Origin of the sequence: Halomonas tibetensis (genome assembly GCF_042643535.1) — a bacterium.
Classification (GTDB): Bacteria; Pseudomonadota; Gammaproteobacteria; order Pseudomonadales; family Halomonadaceae; genus Halomonas; species Halomonas tibetensis.
This window is the reverse complement of the sequence record NZ_JBHRSQ010000006.1, coordinates 22,849-35,173: the sequence shown is the minus strand read 5'-3', so window position 1 is coordinate 35,173 and position 12,325 is coordinate 22,849. Positions and strand designations below refer to the sequence as shown.

Genomic DNA, 12,325 nt, shown 5'->3' with positions numbered 1-12,325 from the left:
GTCATAGTGCTTTGAAAGGAGCGGATTTCATGAGCATCCTGGTACTCGCGGAACATCACGACGGGGCCCTGGCCGTTGCCACCGCCCATGTGGTTGCTGCGGCACAGGCCATCGGTGGCGACATCCATGTGCTGGTAGCCGGCGAAAACGTTGGCGCCATTGCCGAGGCCGCCGCGAAATTGGATGGCGTTGCCAAGGTCCTGGTGGCCGACAACGCCGCCTACGCCCACCTGATGGCCGAGCCCACTGCGGCGCTGATCGCGGAGCTTGCCGGCGATTACGGCCACCTGCTGGCTGCGGCTTCCACCAACGGCAAGAACGTGCTGCCCCGTGTGGCCGCCCTCAAGGACGTGGCGCAGATCTCCGAGATCATCGCCGTTGAGTCCCCGGACACCTTCAAGCGTCCGATCTATGCCGGCAACGCCATCGCCACCGTGCAGAGCGAGGACGCACTGAAGGTGATCACCGTGCGCTCCACCGGCTTCGATGCCGTCGGCGAGGGGGGTTCTGCTGCCATCGAGGCGGTGGACTTCGTCGCCGACAACGCCCAGTCCACCTTCATCAAGGAGGAGCTGGCCAAGTCTGACCGTCCCGAACTGGCCGCCGCCAAGGTGGTCGTCTCCGGTGGCCGCGGCATGGGTAACGGCGAGAACTTCAAGCTGCTCGACGGCATCGCCGACAAGCTGGGCGCGGCCATCGGCGCCTCGCGTGCCGCCGTGGACGCCGGCTTCGTGCCCAACGACATGCAGGTGGGCCAGACCGGCAAGATCGTCGCCCCGGAGCTCTACATCGCCGTGGGCATCAGCGGTGCCATCCAGCACCTGGCCGGGATGAAGGACTCCAAGGTGATCGTCGCCATCAACAAGGATGAGGAAGCGCCGATCTTTCAGGTCGCCGATTACGGTCTTGTTGCCGATCTCTTCCAGGTCCTGCCGGAGCTCGAGAGCAAGCTGTAAGCATCCCACGGCAAGAGTCGTATCTGCCGTTGCCGGCCTCCGAAGGGGGCCGGTTTTTTTTCGCCGCCGCCTGGCTCATCGCGCAATCGACAAGGCTCATGGCGGAAGAGCTCCCCATGGGAGAAGATCACGGCTGCCCTGTAGAGTTGTGGATACAGGGCCGGAAGACAGGGCTCGAAAGACAGGGCTTGAAAGACAGGGCTCGGGAGACAAGGGTGATCAACTGCAGAGGAAATTCGTGGGCCCTGCGCCTCGTCAGGGCCGCCTGCCTGTGTCTGGCGCTGCTGCCTGGTCTGGCACTGGGCGAAGAGGAGCGCGTCATTCCCCCCGGGGAAGGGCTGAATCCTGGTGCCCTGGGCTTGGCCCTACCGCTGGCCGCCGAGATGGCGAGAAGTCTGGCGGCTCTGGAGAGCGTTATCGCCGGCGACCTGCCGTTTCTGGTCCGGCAGCGCCAGGCGCGGGTGATCAATCTGCGTCAGGCGCTGGCCGCCGACCCGCTGCTGGCCCACGAGCAGTGGGCGTCACTGGTGGCCGCCTGGCGCCAGGAGTTGGCCTACGGCCGCGATACCGACGGCTGGCGGGGCCTGCTGGTGGGCGACCCCGCCAGGGAGGTGGACTACTTGCGGTTGGGCCGGGTTGGGCTCTACTTCCTCACGCCTGACGGCCGTGAGGGAGGCGTCTGGTCCCTCGCCGAGGCAGGCTGGCGGGTCTTGGAGGGGGCCGAGCTGGCCGAGCTACGCAAGGGACAGGCCATCGTCCGTGAGCGCCGTGCCCCGGCGCTGTTGGCTCTGCCCGTTTCCCTGGCGCCCCATGACGATGAGACCGACAGGTCCCGGCGGGCGCCGCTGTCCATGGCCATGGGCGTCGAGGCAATGAACGAGGATCGCGCCGAAGCTCGTCTCGCAGATGACGTCGACGCCGAGCTGCACAAGCAGGTGAGTCGCCAGGTGGGCGAACTGCGCGACGAACTGGCCGAGAGCTGGCTTCGCCTGGGCAGCGGGCTCGCGCTGCCCTCGCGGCCCGATGCGTCAGTGAGCGGTATCGAGGCGAGCGCGACCCTGCTGCGCGAGCTCGAGGCCTGGACCGAAGAGAGCGGGCGCTGGCGGCGCTTCGAGGCACCGGTGGCCGATGCCGGGGGCCACATCGCGCCGCGTGAGGTGGCGCGTCTGGGCGATCTGCTGGCCTTCGGCGGCGGTGATCTGCTGCGTCGCGGCGCCTTCGAGAACGGCGAGACCCAGCGCCTGGCGGTGGTCGAAGGACTCTCCTCCTGGCAGCGCACCCGCCTGGCGTCGGCATGGACCGGCCAGGGTCCCCTGCTGCTGGACCCCACGGCAGGCCGGTTACTGGAGGTCCTGTCGGCCCAGCCCACCCTGGTGGAGCGCTTTCATCAGGGCGGCGCTGTAGGCTACGTCGTGGTCGCCCTGGGCGGGTTCGGCCTGTTCGCCGCGCTGCTCCAGTATGCTTACCTGCTGGTGGTCAGCCTGCGACTGCGGCGTCAGCGGCGCGCGGGGGAATCCTTGCGCGACAACAATCCCCTCGGGCGTGTGCTGGGACGCTTTCGCTCCCTGTCCGATGGCCTGCCGCCCGAGGCCCTTGAGGCGCGCCTGGATGAAGCGCTGCTTGCGGAGCTGCCTCGCCTGGAGCGAGGCCAGGGACTGGTCAAGCTGCTGGCCGCGGTGGCGCCGCTGCTGGGCCTGCTGGGTACCGTCATCGGCATGATCGTCACCTTCCAGGCGATCACCGTCTACGGCACCGGCGACCCGCAGCTGATGGCCGGGGGTATCAGCCAGGCGCTGGTGACAACGGTGCTGGGGTTGATCACCGCGGTGCCGCTGCTGTTTGCCTATACCGCCCTGGTCAGCCGGTGCCGGCGTCTGGTCGGCCTGCTGGAGGGGCATGCCAGCGCGGCACTTGCCGAGCATCTGGAAATGACCCCAGCCTCCCCAAGCCCGACGCAGCGTGAGCCTCATGTCGTTTCCACGTGATGCCGGGTGGGCCTGGGCCGAGCCGCTACAGCGTCTGGTGGAGGCGGGCGGGGCGGTGCTCGTCGTCATCATGCTGGTGGCCGCGCTGCTGTTCGCCCTGACCCTGGAGCGCTGGTGGTACTTCCGGGTCACCTGGCGGGCGGAGCGGCGCGCGCTGCTTCGCCGCTGGTCGCAGCGCGAAGACCACGTGAGCTGGAGTGCTCGCACTCTGCGTGATGTCTGGAGCCGCGATCTGGTTGCCCGTCTGCGCCGCCCGCTGCCGTGGATGAAGCTGCTGGTAGCGCTCTGTCCGCTGCTGGGGCTGCTGGGGACCGTGACCGGCATGATCGTGGTGTTCGACGGCCTGGCGCTCAGCGAGACCCATCAGGCCCGTGCCATGGCCGACGGCGTGGCCCGGGCCACCCTGCCTACCCTGACCGGGATGGCCGTGGCGGTGGCTGGCCTGCTGGTCACCACGCGGTTGGAAGTGATCATTCGTCGCGAGCGTCAGCGGCTGCAGGACCGCCTGGCCCGCGCCGTCGAGGGGAAAGGGGAGGAGGGGGATGCGTAGGCGCCGCCTGGAGGTCGAGAACGAGGCCAGCGAAGTGAACCTCACGCCGATGCTCGACGTGGTGTTCATCATGCTGATCTTTTTTATCGTCACCACCAGCTTCATCAAGGAGAGCGGGGTGGAGATCGAGCGCCCCGAGTCCAGCGCCGCCAGCCCCAGGCCGGAGGCTCAAGTGATAGTGGCTTTGACCCCGGAGGGGGCGGTCTGGGTCGATGGCCGGCCGGTGGATCTCCATCGCGTTGGGGCCGAGGTGGCCGAGCTGCTCGGCAGCGAGGGCAGCGTGGTGATTCAGGCCGATCGGCTGGCCACCACCGGGCGACTGTTGGAGGTGATGGATCGGCTGCGCGAGTCCGGGATCGAGGACGTGGCGGTCGCCGCTACCCGGAGCGGATCTTGATCCGGCTGGCGCTCTCCGCGCTGGGCGGTTCGGCCCTGGCGCTTGCGCTGTTCTGGCTGCTGGCGCTGCTCGTCATGCCGCCCGAGGAGGAGGTGACGCCGCCGCAGATGGCCCTGCCGCTGCGACTGGCGGCGGTGGCGGAGGTCGTTCAGCGGGCCGAAGAGGCCGAGACGGCGCCCGAATCAGTCGCCGAGCCGGAGGCATCAGAAGGCGCCCCCGCCCCCTTGCCGGAAAGCCCCGAGGGCAACAGCCTGCCCGAGCCCGAGCCCGAGCCCGAGCCCGAGCCCGAGCCCGAGCCCGAGCCCGAGCCCGAGCCCGAGCCCGAGCCCCGTCAGTCGCCAAGACCTGAGCCCGCGGCTGATCCAGCCGACACGTTTCGCGCCGAACCCGCCGGTAAGCCTGGCGATGGTGACGCCGACGGGGGGCCAGATGTCGCCGACAACGGGCCGGTAGAGGTGGGCGAGGCCGTGCCGCTGAGCCGGGTGCCGCCCCGCTATCCGCGACGGGCCCAGCGGCGCGGGCTCGAGGGTCACGTGGAGCTGGAGTTTCTGATCCGACCCGACGGCAGCGTCGATCGCACCAGCATCCGGGTGCTGGACGCGCGGCCGCGCCGGGTCTTCGAGACGGTCGCCGAGGAGGCGGTGGGGGAATGGCGCTTCGAGGCCGACGGGCGCCTGCGTCGTGCGAGGCAGCGCCTGGAGTTCCGGCTGCGGTAACGGTGTGATGCGCGCTGTCCCGGTGGGGCTAAGTAGGCGCTCTTCCAGCGCCCTTTCGGTGCTTTTTCGATGAGCCTCCGCCGCTGTCAGAGGCGGCGGATGAGCAGATCGGTCAGTTCCTTGTCGCTGAGCACCAGCGGGTTGGTCTTCATGCTGCCGCCTCGCGCCGCGGCCACTACCCGTGGCAGGTCCTCGGTGACCATGCCGAACTCGCCCAGGCGTGGCATGGCCAGGCGGTGGGTCCAATCGCGCAGGGTCGCGACCAGGGCGTCGCAGGCCTCTTGGTCATCCCGGTTTGGGGAGTCGTCGAGCAGCCGGCCAACGCGGGCATACTTCGCCAGGGCTTCCGGGGCCTCCCCGCGTTCGCGCAGGGCTGCAATGTTCACTGCGGTAGCCTCGGCGAGCAGGGTGCCACACACCGCGCCGTGGGGAATCGGAAAGAAGGCGCCCAGTGGCGACGCCAGGCCGTGAACGGACCCCAGGCCCGCCTGCGCCAGGGTGATGCCGGACATCAGCGAGGCATAGGCGAGCCCGGGATAGCCCTCCTCGGCAAGCCCGGGGTCACTGTCCAGTGAGGTCCAGAAGCCCTGGCAGAACGCCTGCATGCCGGACCAGGCCAGAGCATCGGTGGGCGCACTGGCGTTGGCGGATACATAGGATTCCAGCAGCTGGGTAAAGGCATCCATGCCGTTGGCGGCCAGCTGGTCCCCAGGGCAGCCGGCCAGCAGGTCCGGGTCGACCAGGGCGACCCGGGCCATCAGCCGGTCATCCCGGAACGACTTCTTGAAGCCATCCGGCCCCTGCTCGCTCAGGACCGCATTACGGGTGGCCTCGCTGCCGGTTCCCGCGGTGGTGGGCACGGCGATCAGCGGTACGGCGGGCCCGGGGTAGGGCAGGCCTCGGCCCACTCCCTCCAGGTAGTCCATCACCGAGGTGCCGATGTGCAGCAGGCCGGCCACGGCTTTGCCGGCATCCAGGGCGCTGCCGCCGCCGATGGCCACCACGACCTCGATTCCCGCCTCGCGATGCGCCGCCACAATCTCATCCACCTGACGAGGAGAGGGTTCCCCCGCGACGCTGACGTGCTCCCAGCTCACCCCATGGTCGGCCAGCGCCGCCTGGAGCTGGGGCCAACGGGGGGAGTCGACGAAGGAGCGTCGGCCGGTGACCAGCAGAATGCGACTGCCGTGCCGAGCGATCAGCCCCGGCAGCTGGCCAATGACCTGGCGGCCAAAGTGGATCTCGGGAAGGGCCGAGAGGCGAAAGGCGTCGATCCGTTCGAGGCGTGATATGTCCGACATATAACGATTCCTGGTCTGGTGGGCAGGGTTTTCACTGCAGGGGCGTGGTCAGGCTCAGAGGTCGAGGTCGGTCCACACCGGGGCGTGGTCGGAGGGCTTCTCCATACCGCGCAAGACGTAATCAATCCCAGCGTCCGTGATCTTCTCGGCCAGGGGCGCGGTGACCAGGATATGGTCGATGCGCAGGCCGCGTTTCGGCTCCCGATCGAAGCCCTTCGAGCGGTAATCGAACCAGCTGAAGCGGTCGTCCGTTTCCGGGTAGCGTACCCGGTAGCTGTCGGTCAGCCCCCAGGCCTTGATGCCCGCGAGCCACTCCCGCTCCACCGGCTGGAAGCTGGTCTTGCCCTCGCGCAGCCATCGCCTGCGGTTGGATTCACCGATGCCGATATCGATGTCCTCGGGGGAGATGTTGAAGTCGCCCATCACCGCGAGGCGCTCGTCGGGGCGATGCTGGCGCGCCAGCAGACGCCCTAGCTGGGCGTAGAACTCGCGCTTGTAGGGAAATTTAACGGGATGCTCGAGATTCTCGCCCTGGGGGAAATAGCCGTTCCATATCGTCAGCGGTTCGCCGTTGGCAGGGCGAAGACTCACGCCGATGATGCGCCGCTGGGCGGCCTCGCTGTCGTCGGGAAAGCCGTAGTGGACCCTCTCGGGTTCGCCGCACTGGGCGACGTCGACCATCAGCGCCACCCCGTAGTGGCCCTTCTGGCCGTGGTAGAAGACCCGATAGCCCAGCGCCTCCACCGCCTCGCGGGGGAAGTCGGCGTCCTGCACCTTGGTTTCCTGAAGGCCGATTACCGCCGGGCGCTGGTCATCCACCAGCGCCTGGAGCTGGTGGAGGCGGGCTCGGATACCGTTGATATTGAACGAGACCAGACGCATCAGCGCTTCGAGCTCCCCTGATTGGGGTCTTCCGTACCGGGGCGCTCAGTCACGGCGCTCTCGGTCTCGGGGCTCTCAGTCTCGGGGCTCTCAGTCTCGGGGCTCTCAGTCGCCTGCTTGGGATGGATGGCGATGTCCTGGCCGGCCTCATGGCGAGCCATCCTGCGTGCCGCCTGCAGCTTGCGCTGCTGGCGTTTCTTCTGGGTGTAGCGCGTGGACGAGGTCACCTGGTCGGGATTCTCGTGGCGCCACTTCTTGAAATCCTTGCGCCGGCCGGTGCGAATCTGCACCTTGTCGGCCAGCGAGCGGGTCTTCTTGCGACGGGTCATGGAAAAACTCCTGTGGTCTGGCGCGTATTCTAACAGGCCCGTCGCGTCGGCCACAGGCGAAGCGCTTACGAGACGCGCCCTTCGTCGCATTGGCTGTTACAATGCGCATTTGTGTCATGTACTCAACCAGCCAAACGGACAGACATCAGCCTATGAGCGAGTCGGATCAGATCAACGCACCGGCCCAGGATCGCAAGCCCAAGCGTCGTCGTCGCAAACCGCGTCGCCGAAACGCCTCCGGCTGGGACCTGCGCCAGTTTCAGGTGCCTGCCGTGGCGGGCAAGTGGCGCTTCCATGATTTCGACCTGCCGCTGCCGCTGATGCACGCCATTCACGCCCTGGGTTTCGAGTACTGCACCCCGATCCAGGCCGAGGCCCTGACCCACACGCTGCTGGGCGGCGACGTTGTCGGCAAGGCTCAGACAGGCACCGGCAAGACGGCCGCCTTCCTGATCTCGATCCTCGCCTACTTTCTCGAGGAGGAGGCCCCCAACGGCCAGAAGCCCGGCGCTCCGCGTGCCCTGATCGTCGCCCCGACCCGCGAGTTGGCCCTGCAGATCGAGAAAGACGCCAAGGCGCTGGCCCGCTTCACCGACCTCAAGGTGGCCAGCGTTGTCGGCGGCATGGACTACCAGGCTCAGCGTGAAGCCCTGGCCAATCGCGTGGATATCCTCGTGGCTACCCCTGGCCGACTGCTTGATTTCCACCAGAAGCGTGATGTCGACATCACCCAGGTCGAGGTGCTGGTGCTCGATGAAGCCGACCGCATGCTTTCCATGGGCTTCATCCCCGACGTCAAACGCATCATCCGCCATACGCCGAAGCCGGAGGAGCGCCAGACCTTTTTGTTCTCGGCGACCTTCACCGAGGACATCCTCAACCTGGCCAGCCAGTGGACCTCTGAGCCGACCCACGTCGATATCGCGGTCACGGTGGAGAACGCCGCCGATATCGACCAGCGTGTCTATCTGGTCGGCGACGAGGATAAGCAGCGCCTTCTGATCAACCTGCTCAAGCAGGAGAGTTTCGATCGCGTCCTGGTCTTCGGCAACCGCCGTGACCTGGTGCGCAAGCTCGACGAGCTGCTCAGGAAGGCCGGCATCAACGTCGCCATGCTCTCCGGCGATGTGCCCCAGAACCAGCGCATCACAACCCTCGAGCAGTTCCGCGAGGGCGAGATCCAGGTGATGGTGGCCACGGACGTGGCCGGTCGCGGCATCCACATCGAGGATGTCAGCCACGTGATCAACTACACCCTGCCGGAGGATCCGGAGGACTACGTCCACCGCATCGGTCGTACCGGCCGCGCCGGCGCCAAGGGCGTGTCGATCAGCTTCGTGGGTGAGGAGGACGCCTTCTCGCTGCCCGAGATCGAGCGCTTTATCGGCGACAAGCTGCCCTGCGAACATCCGCCCGAAGGCCTGCTCTGAGCCCATGCTTGACGAGGCGCTGAAGGGCGAGATCCAGGCGGCTTACCGCCGTGTGCTCGAAGGCCTCGATCTGACGCCCCGCTATGGCCAGCGTCTGATGATCGCCGAGATTGCCCGCACCCTGGCGGGCATCGAGGTCGATGAGGCCGGCAAGCGAGTCAGCGACGAGCACGTCTGCGTGCTCGAGGCGGGCACCGGTACCGGCAAGACCCTGGCTTATCTGCTGGCCGCGCTGCCGGTGGCCAAGGCCCGCGGCAAGCGGCTGGTGGTGGCCACCGCCACCGTGGCCCTGCAGGAGCAGGTGCTGCATCAGGATCTCCCCTCGCTGAAGGCCCACAGCGGTATCGACTTCAGCTACGCCCTGGCCAAGGGGCGCGGCCGCTATATCTGTGTGGCGCGCCTTGACCAGACCCTCGATGGCACCGAGGACAATCCCACCTATTCGCTCTTCGAGCGTGAGCTCGCCAGCGGCGGCGACGACTTCCAGGCCCTGGCCCAGTCCCTCGGCGAGGCCTATGGCAACGGCCGCTGGGAGGGCGATCGCGACAGCTGGCCCGAGGCGATCCCAGACGACCACTGGCGCAAGCTCACCGTCGATCATCGCCAGTGCACCAATCGCCGCTGCGGTCACTTCGCTGCCTGCGCGTTCTTTCGTGCCCGGCGTGACCTGGAGCAGGCCGACATCATCGTCGCCAACCATGACCTGGTGCTGGCCGACCTCTCCCTGGGCGGCGGCGTGGTGCTGCCCGACCCGGGCGACTGCATCCACGTCTTCGACGAGGGCCACCACCTTCCCGACAAGGCGCTCAACCACTTTACCCACCGCTTCGCCGTGGGCGGCGCCCTGGGCTGGCTGCGGACCCTGAAGAAGTCGCTGACCGAGCTCAACCAGGCCCTGGCCGTTCAGCCTACCCTGGCAAGGCTGCTGGCCACGCTGCCCCAGGCCATCGAGGCGCTGGAGCCGAAACTCGGCGAGGCCTTCGCCCTGGGCCACCAGCTGGCCGGGCGTCCCGAAGGGCTCGTCGGCGGTGAGGAGGCCCGTCAGCACCGCTTCGAGATGGGGCGTGCCCCCGAGGCGCTCAAGGAGCTGGCCGGGGCCCTGCTGGTGATCTTTGCCGAGCTCTCGCGCACCCTGGAGAGCATGGCCGATATCCTGCGCGAGAGCCTTGACCCGGATAAGCACACCGGGCTTCCGCGCGAGCAGGCCGAGGCTTGGCTGCCGCTGCTGGCGCTGCTGCATGGCCGGGCGCTGGAGGCCCACGCCCTGTGGCAGGCCTTTGCCGAGACAGACCCCGAAGGCGAGCCGCCCCGCGCCCGCTGGCTGGCCCTGGAACGCTTCGGGGCCGACCCGGAGCTGACCTTCTCGGCGAGCCCCGTCTCGGCGGCCCACACCCTGGCGAAGAGCCTGTGGGGAACCACCTTCGGTGCCGTCATCACCTCGGCCACGCTGACCGCACTCGGGCGCTTCGAACGCCTGCAGGAGCGCGCCGGGCTGGCCAATCGCTATCGCTACCAGCGCCTGCCCAGTCCCTTTGACTACTCACGGGCGGTGCTCAGCGTGCCCCGGGAAGCCGTCGATCCGGCCGATCGTGAAGGTCACGAGCGTGCCATTGTCGAGTTCGTCCAGGCGCTGGGCAAGCAGGAGGCGGTGCTGATGCTCTTCTCGTCGCGGGCGCAGCTGCGCGCCGTGGAGAAGGCGTTGCCCAAGGCACTGGGCGAACGAGTGTTGGCTCAGGATCGCCTGCCCAAGCGCGAGCTGATCACCCGCCATCGGGCCCGGGTCGACGCGGGGGAGGGCAGTATCATCTTCGGCCTGGCCAGCTTCGCCGAAGGGATCGACCTGCCCGGCGACTACCTGACCCACGTCGTGATCACCCGGCTGCCCTTCGCAGTGCCCGACGACCCGGTGGGCGCCACGCTCGCCGAATGGATCGAGAGCCGCGGCGGCAATCCCTTCATGCGCATCAGCGTCCCCGACGCTTCCATCAAACTGGTGCAGGCCTGCGGTCGATTGATCCGCAAGGAGTCCGACAGCGGCCGCATCACCCTGCTCGATCGCCGAGTGCTCACCCGCCGCTACGGCCGGGCACTGCTCGATTCGCTCCCCCCCTTCGTCCGAGAGATCGACGGCGTCCGCCAGTAGCGGGGGAAGGCGGCCCACCGGCGCTGGTAATAACCCTGTGGGAGCGCAGCTTGCTGCGCGAAAGCGGAGGCCGCTGACCTTGGTAGCTGCCGCCATTCGCGATCTGAAGATCGCTCCCACAGGGGAGGGGCGGCCCCACCGGCGCTGGCAATAACCCTGTGGGAGCGCAGCTTGCTGCGCGAAGGGGGAAGGCGGCCCCACCGGCGCTGGCAATAACCTTGTGGGAGCGCAGCTTGCTGCGCGAAGGGGGAAGGCGGCTCCACCACCGCTGGCAATAACCCTGTGGGAGCGCAGCTTGCTGCGCGAAAGCGGAGGCCGTTGACCTTGGTGTGGCCGCCGGCCCTGGCGGCTGCCGCCATTCGCGATCTGAAGATCGCTCCCACAGGGAGGGGCGCCCCCACCGGCACTGGCAATAACCTTGTGGGAGCGCAGCTTGCTGCGCGAAGGCGGAGGCCGCTGACCTTGGTAGCTGCCACCATTCGCGATCTGAAGATCGCTCCCACAGGGAGGGGCGGCCCACCCGCGCTGGCAATAACCTTGTGGGAGCGCAGCTTGCTGCGCGAAAGCGGGGGTGACTAAGCTGGGACAATATGCTGAACGAGACTCAGTGCCATGCCTAGCGCTCATTCCAGAGACCTCAGAACAGGCCGGAGATCGATCCCGGGTCATAGCTATCTGATTACCTTGGTGACCAATTATCGGCACCCGATCTTTTTGAACTACGAGTATGCTGCCTCGGCATGTAGAAACTTCTATTCTCCCGCGGTGCTGGAGCACGGCACTACCCTTAGCTTTGTGGTCATGCCTGACCATGTCCACTGGCTGGTCGAGTTGCATGGCAGGCTGAGTGTGCTGGTCAGAATCTACAAGGCCCGTGTCTCACTCGAGGTGGGAAGAGGGATCTGGCAGCCGGGCTATCATGACCACGCCCTTCGGCGAGATGAGGATCTCAGACGATCGGCTCGCTATATCGTTGCAAACCCCCTGCGTGCAGGTCTGGTCAGTGATATTGGTCAGTATCCTTACTGGGATGCCGCATGGCTGTGAGTTTCGGTATGACCTCGCTATTCAAAAACTGAAGTCACTCACACAGGCGCCCCCACCGGTGCTGGCAATAACCCTGTGGGAGCGCAGCTTGCTGCGCGAAAGCGGAGGGCGCTGACCTTGGTGTGGCCACCGGCCCCGGTAGCTGCCGCCATTCGCGATCTGAAGATCGCTCCCACAGGGAGGGGTGGCCCCACCGGCGCTGGCAATATCCTTGTGGGAGCGCAGCTTGCTGCGCGAAAGCGGAAGCTGCTTACCTTGTTGTGGCCGCTGACCCTGGTAGCTGCCGCCATCCGCGACCTGAAGTTTGCTCCCACCCTGGTAGCTGCCGCCATTCGCGATCTGAAGATCGCTCCCACAGGGAGGGGTGGCCCCACCGGCGCTGGCAATATCCTTGTGGGAGCGCAGCTTGCTGCGCGAAAGCGGAGGACGCTTACCTTGGTGTGGCCGCGGGCCCTGGTAGCTGCCGCCATTCGCGATCTGAAGATCGCTCCCACAGGGAGCGGCGGCCCCCCCACTGGCGCTGGCAATAACCTTGTGGGAGCGCAGCTTGCTGCGCGAAAGCGGAGGCCGCTGACCTTGGTGTGGCCGC

At 67.3% G+C, this 12,325-nt stretch carries 10 protein-coding genes and 1 pseudogene; 8 read left to right on the top strand and 3 right to left on the bottom strand.

Annotation, left to right across the window (positions count from 1 at the left end):
* Positions 1–29: 29 nt before the first annotated feature.
* From ACFODV_RS01190 to ACFODV_RS01170, 5 genes are all read left to right on the top strand, one after another.
* Positions 30–956, top strand: coding sequence for an electron transfer flavoprotein subunit alpha/FixB family protein (locus ACFODV_RS01190; protein WP_379753396.1), 927 nt, complete (start codon positions 30–32; stop codon positions 954–956).
* A 215-nt stretch (positions 957–1,171) separates the two neighbouring features.
* Positions 1,172–2,941: a DUF3450 family protein gene (locus ACFODV_RS01185; protein ID WP_379753393.1), complete on the top strand. Its 1,770-nt coding sequence runs from the start codon at positions 1,172–1,174 to the stop codon at positions 2,939–2,941.
* Positions 2,925–3,491 (top strand): MotA/TolQ/ExbB proton channel family protein, encoded by a 567-nt coding sequence (locus tag ACFODV_RS01180; RefSeq protein WP_379753389.1) that lies wholly within the window; start codon positions 2,925–2,927, stop codon positions 3,489–3,491. The genes ACFODV_RS01185 and ACFODV_RS01180 overlap by 17 nt, the downstream gene beginning before the upstream one ends.
* Positions 3,484–3,888, top strand: a complete 405-nt coding sequence (locus ACFODV_RS01175) for an ExbD/TolR family protein (protein ID WP_379753386.1) — start codon at positions 3,484–3,486, stop codon at positions 3,886–3,888. The genes ACFODV_RS01180 and ACFODV_RS01175 overlap by 8 nt, the downstream gene beginning before the upstream one ends.
* A complete protein-coding gene (locus ACFODV_RS01170) occupies positions 3,885–4,604 on the top strand; it encodes an energy transducer TonB (RefSeq protein WP_379753383.1) in 720 nt (239 codons plus the stop codon). Before ACFODV_RS01175 ends, ACFODV_RS01170 begins: the two co-directional genes overlap by 4 nt.
* 86 nt (positions 4,605–4,690) lie before the next feature.
* Here the strand turns inward: ACFODV_RS01170 and ACFODV_RS01165 are convergent, their stop codons facing one another.
* From ACFODV_RS01165 to ACFODV_RS01155, 3 genes and pseudogenes are all read right to left on the bottom strand, one after another.
* A complete protein-coding gene (locus ACFODV_RS01165) occupies positions 4,691–5,905 on the bottom strand; it encodes an iron-containing alcohol dehydrogenase (RefSeq protein ID WP_379753380.1) in 1,215 nt (404 codons plus the stop codon).
* Between the two features lie 54 nt (positions 5,906–5,959).
* Positions 5,960–6,787, bottom strand: a complete 828-nt coding sequence (gene xthA, locus ACFODV_RS01160; protein WP_379753377.1) for an exodeoxyribonuclease III — start codon at positions 6,785–6,787, stop codon at positions 5,960–5,962.
* Positions 6,788–6,882: 95 nt separating this feature from the next.
* A pseudogene (locus ACFODV_RS01155) lies at positions 6,883–7,116 on the bottom strand (hypothetical protein); the annotation flags it as partial.
* A gap of 152 nt (positions 7,117–7,268) precedes the next feature.
* Between ACFODV_RS01155 and rhlB the strand changes: the two are divergent.
* The 3 genes from rhlB (at position 7,269) to ACFODV_RS01140 (ending at position 11,736) form a co-directional block, all read left to right on the top strand.
* Positions 7,269–8,546, top strand: coding sequence for an ATP-dependent RNA helicase RhlB (gene rhlB / locus ACFODV_RS01150; RefSeq protein WP_379753374.1), 1,278 nt, complete (start codon positions 7,269–7,271; stop codon positions 8,544–8,546).
* Between the two features lie 4 nt (positions 8,547–8,550).
* Positions 8,551–10,689 (top strand): ATP-dependent DNA helicase DinG, encoded by a 2,139-nt coding sequence (gene dinG, locus ACFODV_RS01145; RefSeq protein WP_379753371.1) that lies wholly within the window; start codon positions 8,551–8,553, stop codon positions 10,687–10,689.
* Positions 10,690–11,301: 612 nt separating this feature from the next.
* Positions 11,302–11,736, top strand: coding sequence for an REP-associated tyrosine transposase (locus tag ACFODV_RS01140; RefSeq protein ID WP_379753369.1), 435 nt, complete (start codon positions 11,302–11,304; stop codon positions 11,734–11,736).
* The last annotated feature ends 589 nt before the right edge of the window (positions 11,737–12,325 follow it).

Excerpts from the sequence above, each read along its gene's own strand:
- ACFODV_RS01190 (WP_379753396.1), top strand. The coding sequence starts at position 30 with ATGAGCATCCTGGTACTCGCGGAACATCACGACGGGGCCCTGGCCGTT.
- ACFODV_RS01180 (WP_379753389.1), top strand. The coding sequence starts at position 2,925 with ATGTCGTTTCCACGTGATGCCGGGTGGGCCTGGGCCGAGCCGCTACAG.
- ACFODV_RS01175 (WP_379753386.1), top strand. The coding sequence starts at position 3,484 with ATGCGTAGGCGCCGCCTGGAGGTCGAGAACGAGGCCAGCGAAGTGAAC.
- ACFODV_RS01165 (WP_379753380.1), bottom strand. The coding sequence starts at position 5,905 with ATGTCGGACATATCACGCCTCGAACGGATCGACGCCTTTCGCCTCTCG.
- xthA (WP_379753377.1), bottom strand. The coding sequence starts at position 6,787 with ATGCGTCTGGTCTCGTTCAATATCAACGGTATCCGAGCCCGCCTCCAC.
- rhlB (WP_379753374.1), top strand. The coding sequence starts at position 7,269 with ATGAGCGAGTCGGATCAGATCAACGCACCGGCCCAGGATCGCAAGCCC.
- dinG (WP_379753371.1), top strand. The coding sequence starts at position 8,551 with ATGCTTGACGAGGCGCTGAAGGGCGAGATCCAGGCGGCTTACCGCCGT.
- ACFODV_RS01140 (WP_379753369.1), top strand. The coding sequence starts at position 11,302 with ATGCCTAGCGCTCATTCCAGAGACCTCAGAACAGGCCGGAGATCGATC.